This is a genomic window from Rummeliibacillus suwonensis (assembly GCF_007896435.1).
GTDB classification, from domain to species: Bacteria; Bacillota; Bacilli; order Bacillales_A; family Planococcaceae; genus Rummeliibacillus; species Rummeliibacillus suwonensis.
Map to the genome: position 1 here is coordinate 116,856 of NZ_VCBL01000002.1, position 16,849 is coordinate 133,704.

The window sequence follows — 16,849 nt, forward strand, 5'->3', positions numbered from 1 at the left end:
CTTTTTTAAATCATCTTTATCTAAAAGAATTCTATCACATTCAAGAATCTATTTTCTACAATGTATCCTCTGTTTCTGCTTCCCATCGATTGATTTCATCTTTTACGATTGGTGCGACTTCTGTACCTAATAATTTAATTGCATCTAACACATCTTCATGAGGCATTGAACCGACTGGTACATGAAGCATGAACCGCGTGATCCCAACGTTTTTACGAAGAAAAATAATTTTTTCTGCTACAGTTGCTACGTCTCCTACATATAAAGCGCCTTCCAGACTGCTTGCTTCGTCAAAGGTTTGGCGCGTGTAAGGTCCCCAACCGCGTTCTCTCGCTAAAACATTCATTGCCTGTGCTGTTGATGGGTAAAATTTTTCTTTGGCTATCGCTGTCGTTTCAGCTATAAAGCCATGAGAATGCGAAGCAATCTTTAATTTTGAAACATCGTGTCCCGCCTGTTTTGCTGCTTTTTTATATAAATGAATGACATTTTCAAAATGCAATGGACTTCCACCAATAATCGCTAAAACGAGCGGCAATCCGAGAAAGCCTGCCCGTATCGCTGATTGAGGTGTTCCTCCACTCGCAATCCATACTGGTAAAGGATTTTGGGTAGCACGAGGATACACGCCCCGATTATCGATAGACGGACGATGCTTTCCATTCCAAGTTATTTTTTCAGATTCTCTAATTTTCAATAATAAATCTAATTTCTCATCGAACAATTCGTCATAATCTTGCAAATCATAACCAAATAGTGGAAACGATTCGATAAATGACCCTCGACCTGCCATGATTTCAGCACGTCCATTCGAAAGCGCATCGAGCGTTGCGAACTCTTGATAGACACGCACTGGGTCATCAGAGGACAACACAGAAACAGCACTCGTCAATCGAATATGTTGCGTCTGTGATGCAGCTGCTGCAAGTAAAACAGCAGGCGCAGAACATGCATAATCAGCGCGATGATGTTCCCCAACCCCAAAGACATCCAATCCTACCTGATCAGCTAGTACAATTTCTTCTACTACTTCACGTATACGTTCCGCATGACTTTTCACTTCACCCGTTGACACATCTGGTGTTGTTTCTACAAAAGTTGTGATACCAATTTCCATCAGCAGTTCCTCCCTGTTCCTATTAGGATCGTCTAAAAAGCAAAAATCCCTTTCAGAAAAAAAGATGTTTTTGATTTTTTAATCGTTCGCTTGGCTTATCCTCTATATCTTGCAACCAATCCTTTTAAAAATTTACGTGCAAAATTATCGCCACATTCTTTATAATTTCGATGACCAGGTTTTCTAAGGATAGCACCTAATTCACCTTTTGAAACAATAATTCCTCCGTCATCAAGAATATCTAGCATATCTTCCGTTTTCAATTGAAGAGCTACTTTTAATTTTTTTAGAAGCATATTATTGATATGGTCCTTGCTATATTCCGATGTACTCTCACTTTTAGATTGTTCTTGTCTAGGTGGTTGTGGTCCTCTTTTAAAAGTAATAAAACCATTTAAAAAAGACTCAAGCATTTCATCATTGCATTTAATATGATCCTCAGATTCTTCTACATCAACCTCATCTTCATATGTATCTTTTGATTTTGTAAGAATCTTTCGCATTTCGTCTCTTGTAACTTCTACCCCACCAAGTTTAAAAATCTCGACCATATCTTTATCTCTAATATCTAAGGCATATCTCAATCTAATTAATATATCGTTATTTTGCATTTATAAGCCCCTATCTGGAAATCAATGAATTTCTCTATTCTTATGGATAAAATTGGACAATCAACACATCTGATGTTTTTACTTTAACACATGTCATCATTCTTTATTAGAAACAAGTCTTTATCTCTTAAATGGGCTTTATATCTCCAAAAAAGGAAAAGAGCTCGTATATATAAATCTATAGCAATGGATAACCATACTCCAGCTATCCCCATTTCTAATTGAATTCCTAAAAAATAGACGCCTAAAACACGAATAACCCACATCCCAATGGCTGTACTGTACATTGGACTTTTCGTGTCGCCAGAACCTTGCAATGCCCCAGCTAATACTAAACCTATAGCTAAAGCAGGTTGAGCAAATGCATCGATTCTTAAAGCTGTGACGACCATATTTATAGCTCTTTCATCTGTAGTAAACCAAGAAGCGAACCATGGAGATAAAAAGAAGAAGAAGATTCCTATCAAAAACATAAATAAAATGGCAATGACAGTCGTCATCATTCCATAATGATAGGCTTCCTTCATTTTTTTAGCGCCAACGTATTGTCCTACAAGTGTTGTGGCAGCTATGGCAAGTCCATAACCAGGCATATAGGAAAAAGTTTCAATGTTGCCTGCAATGGAATGAGCTGCATAAGTATCTGCTCCTATTTTTACAATAAGTCCAAAATAAAGAACTTGCCCAAGTCGCATGATAAGTCTTTCAATAGCTGTCGGAGTCGATATTTTAAGTATTGAAGACATCCCTTCCTTCGTTAAACCCTTAAATAAGGAAAAAGAAACTTTTGATTTTTTAATAGAAGAGTATAACACGAATGTTCCAATAACTCTGACTACCACTGTAGCCCATGCCGCACCAACTACTCCTAACCCTTTAAAGTGAAATACGCCAAATATCAATACATAGTCTAATCCAATATGGATAAGATTGATCCACCAACTCACTTTCATCGGTGTTTTTGTATCTCCAGAAGCTCGTAAAATACTCCCGAAAATAAACATAAGAGAAATAAAAATAGATGGTATCGCAACGATACGAAAATAGGTGATTCCATCTGCTAAAACTTTCGATTCAGCTCCCATTAAACGCAGTAATGGCTCACTAAAAAAGAAAGTAATGATCCCAAATAGAATACCAAATATCCCTGATAAAATAGAAGATTGTCGTGCAATCAACTTGGCTTTTTCAAAATCTCCTGCTCCTATATTTCTTGCGATTATGGAAGAAGCACCTACACCTAAAGCCATAAAAATAGCTATGTATACTGCCAAAATCGCATTTGCTGCTCCTACAGCAGTCACTTCATTTAAACCTAATTTTGATACAAATAATGTGTCTACGAAGCCTACAACTGTTTGTAATATATTTTCGATTATAGCTGGCACAGCTAGTGTTAAAATCACTACTATTTTTTGCCTTGTTGTTAGATTCTCCCGTACTAAGGTCTCGTCCATATTTTGCTTCCTTCCGTTAACGTATAAAGCTATCTAAGGCTTTTTTCATATCCTCAATCACTTCTTTTTCGTTTCCTTCATGGACAGCATCGACAAGACATGTTTCCATATGGTCTGCAAATATAATTTTTGCTGCATTATCCAAAGCCTTTCTAATCGCAGCGATTTGTATAAGAATATCAGGACAATCTCGCTCATCCGAAACCATTTGCTTGACCCCTCTGACATGACCTTCAATAATGGACAATCGATTTTGAACATCTTTACGATATTTATGGATATGTTTTTGATGTGAATGTTTTTCAGTCATTTTTGATACCTCCTTCTCCCAATATACCCCCCCATAGGGGATATGTCACGTTCATTTATTCATATAAAGTGAAACTCCATCAGTGGGGGTTTTCTTCATCCCCCATAGAAATAGAGGAACTCAGGTTAAAAGCGCCACGTCCTGTAGCAACACCTGAGTGACCAACATCCTGCCCGCCCGAACCAATCGGACTTTTACGGGCAGTTGATCCCCCACCTATCTTTCTCGTTTCTCTCTAAACCTCAAGGCGGGGTTCATACTGCCCGTTAAAGCGGGATAAACACATCATTTTTTCTACTTTAGAAACGAAGCAACAGGAGAAAAATCATTGGCAAACTAAAAGCTCTAACTATACTCGCAAAAGCCGTCCACCTTTAAAATAGAATGAATCACAGAGATTGAAACAAGGCCTTCCATGAAAAAGTCTATTTAATTACGATTGGTATACACACTCGATGTAATTCACTAAAATAGAGAGAGATCATCTAAGAGAACTATTAGGAGGAAATTTAGATGCAGTCATTCATAGATATTGGTCTTAATTTAACAGATAAACAATTTACAACAGATCGAGCAGAGGTCGTTGAAAGAGCCATTCAAAACAATGTTGGTCAAATGATTGTTACAGGTTCGAATGCAAAAGGAAGTAGAGAGGGGCTACAAATTGCCAAGCAATATCCTCACATACTTTTTTCAACAGCAGGAATACATCCTCATGATGCTAGTGAATTTTATCAGGGTTCTATCAATGAACTGCGGCAGCTAGCCAAACAAGAGGAAGTCGTAGCTATTGGGGAATGCGGACTAGACTTTAATCGAATGTTCTCTCCTCAAACCATCCAAGAACAATGTTTTGAAGCACAACTAGATTTAGCAAAAGAAATGGACATGCCTCTCTTTTTACATGTTCGAGATGCTCATGCTCGCTTTGTTGATATGATGAAAAATCATCAAGATCAAATTGAAAAATCAATTGTCCATTGTTTTACAGGAGATAAAACTGAAGTAAAAGAATTAATAGAAATGGGCTTTTATATCGGTATTACCGGTTGGATCTGTGATGAAAGAAGAGGGAAAGAACTACAAGAAGCTGTACAATACATTCCGCTTGATCGACTAATGGTTGAAACAGATGCCCCTTATTTAATTCCTCGAACATTGCAACCAAAACCCAAACATAGAAGAAATGAACCTGCCTATCTTCCGCATATTGTAACTGAAATAGCGAAATATATGGGCGTTTCCCCAGAAGAAGTAGCAAAACATTCTACTGAAAATGCGAAACGATTCTTCCATTTAGGATAAAGTGAATCTCCCCGCAGTAGGGGGGTTCATTATCCCCCTACTTCTGCTCCTGCTTTTCTCTTTCATCTTTAAGTGGGCTTACTGCCTGTTAACATGGGGTAAGCCTGTTTGCATTATCCGCATTTTTATTTGCCCTTCTCGCACAACCACTTTATGTAAATGATTAATGTATTTTTTATTTCCACATTATTGAATGAATTTCACGGTATTTTCATTTTCCCTCATTAGAATAATCCATATAAAGCAAGTGAGTAGTCCTTATAGATTACTTTCATCATACAAATCTTGCTGATCTATTCATAAAAATAAAAACAAAGCTTTGGCATAAAATATCGTTGATTTCTGCCAAGAACTTATCTAAATGGACTTTTTGCCTTAGTTTTTAACTATTTGTTGTATTTCCCTTTTGGTAATTTGGGGAAATAGCCTAGATCCTAGATGAAATTCTAAACGAATCATAACAGTATGGTTAACAGATCCAAAATAAAAAATAGATATCCGATAAGGAGCGTGTGCAAATGTCACGAAAGGATCAAGTTTTTGATATCACTATCATTGGAGGAGGACCAATAGGATTGTTCACTGCTTTTTATGCTGGAATGAGACAACTATCAGTAAAAATGATTGAAAGTCTTCCACAGTTAGGCGGACAATTATCGGCATTATATCCAGAAAAATATATTTATGATATTGCGGGTTTCCCAAAAATCCGTGCCCAACAACTTATCCATAATCTAAAAGCACAAATGGAGCAATTTACACCTACCATTTGTCTGGAACAATCTGTTGAGCATATTGAAAAGCAATTTAATGGTATTTTCCAGCTAACGACAAATACTGAAGCTCATTATTCAAAAGCCATCATAATCACAACTGGCAATGGTGCATTTAAACCCAAAAAATTACAGATTGAAGGAATAGAAAAATATGAAGGTCGCAATCTGTATTACTTTATTGATGACCTAAACAAATTTGCAGGACAACAAGTGGTCATTTTTGGTGGAGGTGATTCAGCCGTTGACTGGGCTTTAATGTTAGAGCCGATTGCTAAGCATGTCACATTAGTACACAGGAGAGAAACATTTCGCGCTCATGAACAGAGTGTAGAAAAATTAAAAAATTCGACAGTTGAAGTGGTAACACCGTTTGCTCCAGTTGAACTAATTGGAGTAGATGAAATTGAACAGGTCGTACTTGAAGAGGTGCGGGGAACTAGGAAAATGACCATCGATACAGATGCTGTGATCGTCAATTATGGATTTGCTTCCTCCCTTGGCTCTATCAAAAATTGGGGACTAGAAATTGAAAATAATTCAATCGTTGTCAACAGCAGATTAGCGACGAATATAGAAGGAATATTTGCAGCGGGAGACATTTGCACATATGAAGGCAAGATTAAGCTAATCGCAACTGGATTTGGGGAAGCACCTATCGCTGTCAGTAGTGCAAAAGTTTATATTGATCCCACTGCAGATATGCAAGCACTTCATAGCACGAGTTTAATGAAAGGAAAAACAATATGATAGATGCTAGTGAAATTTAACAGAGAAGGTATTCTTTATCTCCCATGTGTGTTGATTAACCAATCGATACCTTACAGGCAGTTGTACCCTCACCTATCCTTTCTCGTTTCTCTCTAAACCTTGAGGTGGGGGTCTTACTGCCCGTTAACGCGAGATAAAAATTAGGAGGAAAAATCATGAAATATACAATTGTTAATAAAGAAACCTGCATTGCCTGTGGCGCATGCAATGATGTTGCACCTGAAATTTTTGGACACGATGTCAAAGGAAACTCTCATGTCATATTAGATAATAATCAAGGCACTACTGCAGTACCAGAAAAACTTTACGATGATCTCGAAGATGCTTATGAAGGATGTCCAAGTGAATCTATTAAAATAGCGAACGAAGCTTTTTATGGAAATGCAGAAAAATTTGACTAAACTATTCTCCTACACTGAGAGGTTTATATCGTTTTAGAAGAAAACTTAACTTGATATCCCTAATAAGGCGACTTCATAGATTTACGGAAAAATAATTATATTTGAATGTGGCTATCTAGAGTTCCTACAAGCATTTTCCTATTTTCAAGTGTGTTGATTAGGGGGAAAATAGAGTCCTATCAGCTGATAACAAGGCAAGCACAGTTGTTATACCGTACAGATGAACTCTCACTATGGACCGCTCGCCTAGCCTCGTTTTTATTAAATCCTATTGGTTTTTAATTTCAATTTTCATAAGCAGCACATTCTTTCGTTTATATTTCTAATAACTTTGTGAATCATTTCGTATGTATCATGGGTGGTGGTTGCTGACTCACTTTAAAACTCTTTTGGCACTTCCATGATAATTTTAGAAACGGTCACTTTTTATTGATTCAATATGTTATGATAAAAAATAATAGGTTAACCAATTATTTTATTTAGTTAACTAAATGTCTGATTCAGCTAGGAGGAAAATTATGTATAGGTTGCGAGGACATCATATTTTTTGTCTTCTAGGTTATCGGGGAATGGGCTATTCTAAAGAATATGCTGAAAATATGACACGTTTATATCAAACTTTGAGAGTCAACCCAGAGACATTCGTCCAGCTTGTCAATGGACCAGATCAATTATGTGAAAAGTATCCAAATAATGGGGAATATCATTGCCAAGATACCAACATCTATGAAAGGGATGCTGTGATTCTGGAGAAGATAGGGTTAAAAATTGGTCAAGTTTTAAGATGGAAGGATATTGAATTACACATTCAAAAATCTGTTATCCCTTCAGATATTCAAACAATCTGTGAAACCTGTTCTTGGCGTTCTTACGGATATTGTGAGGAAGGAATTCAATTGATCGTGAACGGACAGGGCTTAAAAAAAATAGAATAAGTTCTCTACCCTTTTGTAAAAAGAAACCTCTCTTTTGTTTTGAACAAATGGAGATGGTTTCTTTTAGTTTTTATCAAATGAATTTACATACAGTGAGGGTTTCCTTCGTCCCTCACTATGCATGAATTGAATTCATCAAGCTGTTACAATTGATCCCCCTACCTATTGAGTGTTGGTGTGATAGAATTGTTAATGCGAGAACAAAAATGGATCGTTTATGTTGAAAGAAGCGTCCTTTGTTTACTATTTGACACACCCTAAGACATGAAATCAACTATTATCTATATTTCAAATGGAAAGGAAACCATTTATGAATCAATGCTCACGCAAGATGCTTACTTTTGAAATACTTTTGGCATTAGTCCTTTGAGAATGGCAAACTTTTTAAATGCACCTGCATGACCATTTAAAAATCCAAAATCACCAATTGATTTATTGGTATGGCGCACCATTTTTACAATACCGTCTAATACACCTAGATTCATAGAATACACTAAATCCGCAAGATCCCTTTCACCTTTTAACTTATCGCCTAATACCCGATCGATCTCTGTTTCATAAGCTTCCACATTGTTAGCTGCAATACATTGAATCGCTAATTGACCAGAAATACATGCATTATCAATTCCTCCACCATGTAATGCAGAAACTAAACCAGCTGCATCTCCCGTTAAGATGATATTGTCATAAACTAATTTTTCAGGTCTTACAACAGGACACATACCACCAAATTTTCTTGTTTTTGTGTAAGTAGATAATCCTTCTTTTTCAATGATCCGTTCTAGCTCTTCCCATGGTTTTAAATGATTCTCACTAAAGAAGATCAATCCCACATTTGCTTCGTTATTTGATTTTGGGAAAATCCAATAATATCCATCATAATGTTCTTCCAGTGCTGCTTTTATACTTCCATATCGATCACTAAAATCCCCCAATAAGGTATATTGAACGGTAATACCTGATGTTTCTTTATAAAATTGGTTGAACCTATATACTTTTGAGGTAACAGATGGGACCCCAGAACTATCGATCACCCAATCATAGTCATACGAAAGTTCCTTTAGTTTTTCTTTAGAAACTGGCGAATTTTCATATATATGCACACCTAAGTCTCTTGCTTCCGCCGCCAATCCAATTTGCCATTCGCGTCTATCGATCATCCAAATATTTGTTTTTTCATCACATGGAAATACATAGTCTTTTTTGATTTCAAGTTCTATTTCTTTTACTTTGAACCGAACTCCATATTTTGGTTCGCCTAGTATATTTAATGTATCAAAAAATCCTTCTGCACATCGAATATGATCTCCAATATTGTATTGATCATATAAATCTATATGTAATCCTTTCTTTGCCCCATCGATTGCGGCCATCAACCCTGCTGGTCCTCCACCAATAATTGCAATTTTTTGCATAAACAGTCCTCCTTCAAATTATGATTAATTTAATTTTAGCACTTCTATCAAACTTTGATCTTACACATTTTGATAAAAATAATCTTTAATGGAATCGCTACCTATTGCTAAAGTTATTCTCCTGCTTTCTTAAATATGCTTCAAGATCAATTACGCCCTCGTGTAATTACGTCTGGAGCTTCTCGATCTTGCCCGAAAACTCCTCTTCAGAATCCTATCCACGTGAAATACTCTATCCATGGGGAATGATCTTCTATCCACGGAGGAAGGGGCTTTATCCACGAGAGTGACTCTTCTATCCACGGAAAAAGAGATTCTATCCATGAAGTTGTTTCTCCTATCCACGGAAAAACGAATTGTATCCACGAACGAGAATATTTACGTCACCGATTGCTTATTTAGAACTCCAAACATTTGAAGTTTTTTCCAAAAATAAAGAGCAATCAGAGTTTTTTCCCTTGTTTGAGAGCTGTTGATTGACTCAAGGTTCAATTAGAAACAAGTGGAACACACGGTTTTTCCCTCGTTCGTTCGAGAGCTGTTGATCCATTGGGATGCGGAGGCCTAAAAAATAGAGCACAGAATACTGATTTAACAACATTCCGCGCTCTTTTATGGATATATTTTTCTGTTAGGCTCGTTTGAAATACAACTAATCCACTACAAGTGATATTAGCAGTTGCGTATCTTAGTGCTCCTTGTTTGCTAAAGGCTTTGCTCCTACCGCTTCACTTTCAAAGAAAACAACCATTGTTTTCTCGTTTTTTCTTAATGGTTGCCAACTTTCTCTTGTCAGGTGATTGATTGAAAAGGCATCCATCTCCTATAAAAAGACTTCTCGAACAATCTATCATCAGCTTTGAACCTCATTTGCTACTTCATGCTTAGAATAAAGTTTGATAGCAATCAATTGTTGCACAATCAAAAGTACTGCACTTGTTGACCAATATAAAGAGAGCGCTGAAGCACTATTTAAACTAACAAAGCCAATCATTATAGGAGAGATAAATCCTATATATTTCATTTGCTTATGCTGACTCTCTTTTAAGGTTCGCAGAGAAAAATAAGATTGCAAATAATACAGAAGACAGGCGATCAAAGTAAGAACAATGTCTGGTGTTCCTAAGTTAAACCATAAAAATGGCTGTGATGCAATGGTTTGATCATATCGAATGGCGTAATAGAGACCCATTAAAAGCGGTGTTTGTAGCAAGAAAGGTAAACACCCTCTGGTAGTAATAGGCATGTTATTCATATACAACTTCAACAATTCCTGCTGATACTCCATCTTTTTGTCCATGTCATCCGTCATTTTGATTTTTTCTTGTAAAGAATCATACGCCGGTTTTACTTGCACCATTTGCTTTTGCATCTCTTTTTGCTTTTTCATTTGATGAAGCATAAAGGGCATTAGAAGTAATCGAATACCACAAGTAATTACAATGATTGCCCATCCATAGCTTCCATGAAAGTTTTCCGATAAAAAATGAATAATGTGTTCAACAGGAATGACAAATAATTGAAAGAAAATATTAGAATCCGCACTATCTGTATTTGTACAACCAGATAATACGATAGATATGAATAGCGAAAAAATGATAAATCCAATTTGTTTCATATACGAATCTCCTTCTATTTTTAGTAATTATCTAAAAATAGAAGGCACTATGCGGTTTATCATCATGAAGAGTCGAGAAATAATGACATTTAATCATCCAGTGAAGAAATGGCACAAACCATAAATTTGAAATATGAACAGGGCATTCATCGTAATGTGCTTCACCTTTAGGTTCTTGTATATCACCTAAAAAAGTCCCATTATTCATCAGTAAACCAATGTAGACCAACAGCCCACAAAGGACGATGAAGCTAGATATACACATATATAGATATATGCTATCCATTAAACTTAGATAAATATCGATCTTCATCATCCCTTTCCTTTATCAAATCGTATGTATGTTTATAACCAATAGATACATGTGAATAGTTGCTGATACTGGATCTATCCATATTCTTCTCTGATGATTCTTTTCTATTTCAAGTCCAGTACATTCGTATTTCGTCCATTCAGCGTTCACAATCAGCAAAATCTCCGCAACACTAAATAGAGATGTAAAAAACAAGTGATCGCTTCAACAGCGTGAATGAAGGGTCCCCCATTTTGGGAAGTTTCACTTTATTTACGTATGTATAAACAAATTTGTTTCATTTATTTTTCTAATTATCAATAGGGATCATTTTTTTCTAAAATTTTTTAATATCTTCATTCAAACTTCACAGTCATTTTATAGAATAGTATCATTCCCTAAAAATCTTTGAATGTCTAGGAGGAAAAAATGAACAAAGGATTATACAATCGTTTTTGGCGATGGCATTTTTACGCCGCATTATTTATCACACCACTATTGCTCACTTTAACACTTAGTGGTATTGGCTACTTGTTTTATCCCAATGTAGAAAATAAAGCTTATGATGATTATTTCTTTGGAAAGAGTGCGCATACTGAAAAATTGACGATCGATGAAGGAATAGAAAAAGCCAAGGGGCAATTTAAAGGCTATTCCGTATCGAAAGTCATCGTTCTTAAGGACCCTTATAATACACGCTTAACAATGGATGACAGAAATGGCGACGAAAAATATGTATTCTTAGATGACAATTATCAAATCGTCGGAAGTCAAAATGCAAAATATACATTTTCGAATGTTATGAGAAATTTTCATAGTTCCTTATTTGTTGGTGGAACAGTCGTCAATTATTTAGTAGAATTGGCCGCTTGTTGGGCTATATTCCTACTATTTTCAGGTGTTTACATGGTTTTTAAAGGAAAGGCATGGAAGAAAAAACAAAATGCATCCCATCATCAAAAAAATAAAAAATGGCATGCCCTTGTTGGGACAATTATTACGCTCCCAATGATCATCATTATTTTCACGGGTCTACCATGGTCAGCTTTTATGGGGAATTTTATCTATTCGGCTGCACAGGAGCATCCTTCTATTGGTATCCCAGAATTAAAGCAAAACCCACCCACTTCTAATATGAGTGAAATCCCTTGGGCAACTCGTGAAAATGATGCACCTACTTCTTCTGATGGCAGTGGTGCACATGCACACCATAATGGTATGTCTGGCATGGATATGACTAACAGCAATAGGCTTAGCGTTCAACAGTTGATGACAAAAGTAGAAGATGCTAAAATTTCTAAACCGTATTCTATTATTTATCCTTCAACCGAAGATGGCGTTTATACTGTTGCTAGGGGAAGTAACACGGGTATAACAGGACTAGATGTGAGTCCTTATGATGAGATCACCACTTATTTCGATCAGTATAGCGGTAAACTAATTTCCAAAGTCGGTTTCGATGAGTATGGTCTATTGGGTAAATGGTTTACATGGGGAATTCCATTACATGAAGGTCACTTATTTGGATGGCCAAATAAAGTCATCAACCTACTTGTATGTCTTGCCTTTATCTTCGTCATTTTCTGGGGAATCAAAACTTGGCTATCCCGTAAAAAGAAAGGGGAATTTTCTGCCCCTCCTAATACAGCAAAGGGCGTTTCTATAGGATTTGGCCTCATCATGATAATCCTCGGAATTATGATGCCACTATTCGGCATCTCGCTACTCATCGTATTATTAATCGAAAGTTGTTTTTGGTTCTTTAAAAAAAGACAACTATCCGTCTAACCTAAAGATGAGTTGAAAAACATCGACTTTTCTATAGTACATGTGTATTTATAAATTATAAAATGGGATACATATTTATTTATAAAGTAAAAAGACCTGTCTGAAATAAAAATCAATCATTGAAAAATTAGAGACATGCGAAATTAAATGGCATGCTTTCATTTTTTAGACGTCTTTCTCCTTTGTTTATATGAAAAAGAGTTCAAAACCTAAATTGTAAAATCTTCTTATGATCAATTATAGGCCACTGAAAAACTATTGCCTCGCTATCTTTATTGATAAAAATTCCATCTTTTCTTTCATTTTATGAGCTAAAAGAAGCTGATTTTATCATATTTTTGGAGATGAATCGACTTTTTCAGTGGTCTTGATCAATTACGACTCAGCGTAATCGTGTCCAAGCTTTTCAATCTCTTCTAAAAAACTCCTCTTCAAAATCCAATCCATGGGAAATACTCTTTTATCCACGGGAAATGGCCCCTTATCCACGGAAGAAGAGGTTCTATCCACGAAAGTGACTCTTCTATCCACGGAAAAAAGAATTGTATCCACGTACGAGAATATTTACGTCTTCAATTACTCATTTAAAGGCTTAAATTAATGGAATATTTTTTAAAAATAGAGAGAAATCAGGGGTTTTTCCCTCATCCGGATTCAATAAAGTTTATCAACTCCTTAAAGAAAGCGTTGCAATCGGTTCATATTTTGGGATTTTATCGATATCTGTTCTATATAATACGACTTTATTGGCTAAGAACGATAAGGGCTGATCACGAAAAGGATTCCATTTTTCTAATAACGCCGTATCAAATTCCTGATCTCCTATCCAATTTCTTGCTAATGTAATATGTGGCTGATAAGAACGAGTTTCCAATGTGAATCCAGCTTCCTGGCATTTTTGATGAACCATTCCTTGAAGCTGAAATAGACTATTTTCATGATTGACTGCACTCCAAAAAATTCGCGGTGATTTCGTATTTCCAAAAATATGAAGTCCTAGGATCTGCAGCTGAAAAGCCTTTTGATCTTTCAGCGCATTACTAACTAGATCGATAACCAAATGCTGCCTCTGTTCATCCATTGATCCAAGAAAAGCAAGAGTGATATGATAATCACTCATATATACCCACTTCTTAAAAGGAAAGAATGGTTGAATCCTCTTCATCTCTCGATACATATTTTCTTTTATGTCTTCTGGTAATTGAACAGCCCAAAAATAATGCTTTGTATGGTTCACCTTATCCCTCACCCTTCATTAATGGATGCCAAGCTTCATAAAACCCCATCTTTTTTTCATTCACCGTATTCATACTATTTTGGAAAGCTTCATATTATATATTTTTATCTTTAACATCTGAATCAATTTCATAATGCAAAATTCAGATAAAAAAACACGAACATTTTAAATCAACATGAACATTAATATTCAGAAATTTTTGTTCCGCTCCAGACGGCGCTTTCCACGGGCTTGGCTTCAATCTCCTCGGGTCGACACGACGTTGATCCCGAAGCCGTTGCCACAGGACGTGGCGAACTTAGGCTTTGTCCCTTAAAACGTTCCTGCGGGGCTTTCAGCTCAAGCTTTTCCCGTAGGACTTTGAATAAGCCTCCTTGAACTCACACCGCACGAAGGAAATGCGCATGCATTTTCGAGGAGTCGCCGTCTTCCGCTTCACAACTATCAAAATTAGTTATTATTAAATGTTCGTATTTTTTTAAGAGGAAAATGATTTATGAAATTGATTCAGCTAAATTTTCAAAAAAGGATTTTATTAGTTGATCCTTCCCTATCACTCTTAAACCATCTATCCTAATTTTTTCCTTCTCAACATACCTACTAACTTATTTCACTACCTTCATGATCATTTTTGCTAAATCATTTTTATAAGATTGTATATTCAATTTTTGATCATTCATCAACATACTTTCAGAGATAGCACCTTGTATCATAACAGAAACATTTTTCACATCAAAATCCGTAAATTCTTTTGTTTCCTGTCCATAACGTAAAATATCTTGTAAAAAAATATATAATGGATCTTCCTCATCATCTGACAATTTGTAGTAAGGAATATTGTCTTCTGTACGTGCATTAAAAATAATTTCGATCAGCGCAACATTATTTTGTTTATAGGTGGCTTGATAAATGACCGAAGCATCAATAAAAGCAACCAATTGATCATACGCTTTTTTCTTTGTTGAAACGCTCTTTTGGATATATTCAAATTGTTTTTCTAATAGATAAGTTAATGTATGGTTGATCACATCTTCCTTATCTTTAAAATGATACGAAATCAAACCTGTACTGACTTTTGCCTTCTTCGCAATCTTCGCAAGGCTTATATTGACATATCCAATTTCATCGAGTGTTTCAATCGTTGCTTTTATAATTTGTTCTCTTCTTGCCTCTGCTATAAAGGATGGTTGATCCCCCATATTAATTCCTCCGTTTATCTGCTATTTCCTTCTCCTCTTTAGTTTATCAATAATCCACACAATTCCAATAATAAAAAGAACAGATAAAGTGAAGCTTCCATCAGTGGGGTTTTCTTCAACCCCCACTGATGGTTAGCTGAACCAATCGGGCTTTTACGGGCAGTTGATTCCCCACCCTATCTTTCTCATTTCTCTCTAAAACTTGAGGTGGGGGTCTTACTGCCCGTTAACGCGGGATAAAATAATTACATCAAATTTACTTGGATAATTTTCAATAAACTGCTGAAGTGGTTTTGGAAGACTTCCTTGGAAAATAGAAGTAATAAACGTTTTAATGACTTTAATCAATAGCACTACAAGTTGAAGTATCAATAGGATTGGCAATAAAGTCACACCACTAACAAACCATTTCCAAGATAATTCTTTATGAAAAAGATAAATAATTGTGGAACCTAAAAACAGCATTATCATGATACTAAATATTACGATTCTCATCCATTGTACAAACCCCAATGATTTTTGATCAAAAAGATTATTAATATAAGCAGCCGCTATTGTTGCCAAAATCATGTTGATGATTGGGATTACCAATTGAAACCACCGAGGAAGGTTTTTATAGCCATCTACTTTCTGCTCCATTTAAAAACATCTCCTTTTTGATTAACCATTTTTTATTTTGATCATTCAATCAAATTTTAACATCACAAGATAATGAAAGCAAGGAGTCAGCAGTAAAGTCAGGTTACATATAAATCGTTGTAAGCATTTAAAAACATCAAAAAAGTCAATTCAGCAATGCCAAATCGACTCTTTATATCGCGTAAGAAACTTTTTCATGTGCTTATAAAATTTAATTTTCATACGTGCCCATTAATTTTGTTAGATCTTTTTAATTTCCATGTTCTTAAAGTCAATCATTAACTGATGTTTGACAAAAAAATCACTGCCAATGATTCCATCGAATCCATACATATGCCGGATATCCCCTAGTTGAATAGGAAAGTCTTCCAATTCAAGATCACTGATCCAAAGGCTCTCTACATTTTGTTCAATACAAATTTCAGTGCCTCCAATTCCGTACATTCTCCTTGTTATGGCATTTTCAAGATCCAATAATAGACCGATTTCCTCAACTAAATCTGTATCTAAAATAGTAGAAGCACAGCCAGTATCGATCAAAAGATTATCAAACCTCATTCTCCTGTCATTATATGCAATTTCCGCAGACACTATGGGTAATCCGTCATCCATTATAAACTTCATTATTTTGGTGAACTCCTATAGAAGATTGCTCAATTACTGTTGTTTCTTCATTATTTGTGTGAAAAATATATAATTCACGATTCTGATTATCACCATGTAATTTTTTATAAACTTTCCAAGCGGCATTTCCATTATCAAAGTCATCGATCACTGACATATCTTCTATCTTTCTCTGATTACTCTTCGTTTCAGCCTGTAGAGCCTCCACAAGGACACAACGATTCGGAAAATGTTGACGAACTTCTGCCCAGTTCATTCCATACGCCTCCGCTCTTTTCATGATTGTTTTTTATGATTATATCATGTTGGTGTAGATATAGAAAAATCAACCATATATTTTGAGAAATTTAGCAAGCG

At 35.7% G+C, this 16,849-nt stretch carries 16 protein-coding genes; 5 read left to right on the forward strand and 11 right to left on the reverse strand.

The features are described from left to right. Positions 1-55 precede the first annotated feature (55 nt). The 4 genes from FEU33_RS13910 to FEU33_RS13925 all read right to left on the reverse strand — a co-directional run bounded on the left by FEU33_RS13910 (position 56) and on the right by FEU33_RS13925 (position 3,495). On the reverse strand, positions 56-1,117 hold the full coding sequence (locus FEU33_RS13910; protein ID WP_146550089.1) for an LLM class flavin-dependent oxidoreductase: 1,062 nt from the start codon (positions 1,115-1,117) through the stop codon (positions 56-58). A gap of 95 nt (positions 1,118-1,212) precedes the next feature. After that, positions 1,213-1,728, reverse strand: coding sequence for a YehS family protein (locus FEU33_RS13915; protein ID WP_146550090.1), 516 nt, complete (start codon positions 1,726-1,728; stop codon positions 1,213-1,215). A gap of 83 nt (positions 1,729-1,811) precedes the next feature. Then, on the reverse strand, positions 1,812-3,185 hold the full coding sequence (locus FEU33_RS13920; protein WP_146550091.1) for an MATE family efflux transporter: 1,374 nt from the start codon (positions 3,183-3,185) through the stop codon (positions 1,812-1,814). A 16-nt stretch (positions 3,186-3,201) separates the two neighbouring features. Then, positions 3,202-3,495 carry a metal-sensing transcriptional repressor gene (locus FEU33_RS13925; protein ID WP_146550092.1) on the reverse strand — a complete coding sequence of 98 codons (294 nt, stop codon included), beginning with the start codon at positions 3,493-3,495 and terminating at the stop codon, positions 3,202-3,204. 513 nt (positions 3,496-4,008) lie between these two features. Between FEU33_RS13925 and FEU33_RS13930 the strand changes: the two genes are divergently transcribed. The 4 genes from FEU33_RS13930 to FEU33_RS13945 all read left to right on the forward strand — a co-directional run bounded on the left by FEU33_RS13930 (position 4,009) and on the right by FEU33_RS13945 (position 7,680). Continuing rightward, a complete protein-coding gene (locus FEU33_RS13930) occupies positions 4,009-4,800 on the forward strand; it encodes a TatD family hydrolase (RefSeq protein ID WP_146550093.1) in 792 nt (263 codons plus the stop codon). 518 nt (positions 4,801-5,318) lie between these two features. Then, on the forward strand, positions 5,319-6,323 hold the full coding sequence (locus tag FEU33_RS13935; protein WP_146550094.1) for an NAD(P)/FAD-dependent oxidoreductase: 1,005 nt from the start codon (positions 5,319-5,321) through the stop codon (positions 6,321-6,323). Between the two features lie 176 nt (positions 6,324-6,499). Further along, complete coding sequence (locus tag FEU33_RS13940; RefSeq protein ID WP_146550095.1) at positions 6,500-6,745, forward strand: ferredoxin; 246 nt, start codon at positions 6,500-6,502, stop codon at positions 6,743-6,745. Between the two features lie 518 nt (positions 6,746-7,263). Beyond that, on the forward strand, positions 7,264-7,680 hold the full coding sequence (locus FEU33_RS13945; RefSeq protein ID WP_146550096.1) for a DUF1284 domain-containing protein: 417 nt from the start codon (positions 7,264-7,266) through the stop codon (positions 7,678-7,680). A gap of 335 nt (positions 7,681-8,015) precedes the next feature. On the opposite strand, the gene FEU33_RS13950 is transcribed toward FEU33_RS13945, so the two are convergent. Both FEU33_RS13950 and yidC read right to left on the reverse strand, forming a co-directional pair. Beyond that, positions 8,016-9,095 carry an NAD(P)/FAD-dependent oxidoreductase gene (locus FEU33_RS13950; RefSeq protein ID WP_146550097.1) on the reverse strand — a complete coding sequence of 360 codons (1,080 nt, stop codon included), beginning with the start codon at positions 9,093-9,095 and terminating at the stop codon, positions 8,016-8,018. A gap of 853 nt (positions 9,096-9,948) precedes the next feature. After that, positions 9,949-10,713, reverse strand: a complete 765-nt coding sequence (gene yidC / locus FEU33_RS13955; protein WP_146550098.1) for a membrane protein insertase YidC — start codon at positions 10,711-10,713, stop codon at positions 9,949-9,951. Between the two features lie 721 nt (positions 10,714-11,434). Between yidC and FEU33_RS13960 the strand changes: the two genes are divergently transcribed. Next, complete coding sequence (locus FEU33_RS13960; protein WP_146550099.1) at positions 11,435-12,793, forward strand: PepSY-associated TM helix domain-containing protein; 1,359 nt, start codon at positions 11,435-11,437, stop codon at positions 12,791-12,793. A gap of 667 nt (positions 12,794-13,460) precedes the next feature. Here the strand turns inward: FEU33_RS13960 and thpR are convergent. The 5 genes from thpR to FEU33_RS13990 form a co-directional block, all read right to left on the reverse strand. After that, positions 13,461-14,030 (reverse strand): RNA 2',3'-cyclic phosphodiesterase, encoded by a 570-nt coding sequence (gene thpR, locus FEU33_RS13965; protein WP_244951056.1) that lies wholly within the window; start codon positions 14,028-14,030, stop codon positions 13,461-13,463. 605 nt (positions 14,031-14,635) lie between these two features. Continuing rightward, on the reverse strand, positions 14,636-15,229 hold the full coding sequence (locus FEU33_RS13970; protein WP_146550100.1) for a TetR/AcrR family transcriptional regulator: 594 nt from the start codon (positions 15,227-15,229) through the stop codon (positions 14,636-14,638). A 216-nt stretch (positions 15,230-15,445) separates the two neighbouring features. Next, positions 15,446-15,868 (reverse strand): hypothetical protein, encoded by a 423-nt coding sequence (locus tag FEU33_RS13980; protein ID WP_146550101.1) that lies wholly within the window; start codon positions 15,866-15,868, stop codon positions 15,446-15,448. A 240-nt stretch (positions 15,869-16,108) separates the two neighbouring features. After that, positions 16,109-16,492 carry a retropepsin-like aspartic protease gene (locus FEU33_RS13985; RefSeq protein ID WP_146550102.1) on the reverse strand — a complete coding sequence of 128 codons (384 nt, stop codon included), beginning with the start codon at positions 16,490-16,492 and terminating at the stop codon, positions 16,109-16,111. Continuing rightward, complete coding sequence (locus tag FEU33_RS13990; RefSeq protein ID WP_146550103.1) at positions 16,473-16,748, reverse strand: hypothetical protein; 276 nt, start codon at positions 16,746-16,748, stop codon at positions 16,473-16,475. Before FEU33_RS13990 ends, FEU33_RS13985 begins: the two co-directional genes overlap by 20 nt. Between the last annotated feature and the right edge of the window lie 101 nt (positions 16,749-16,849).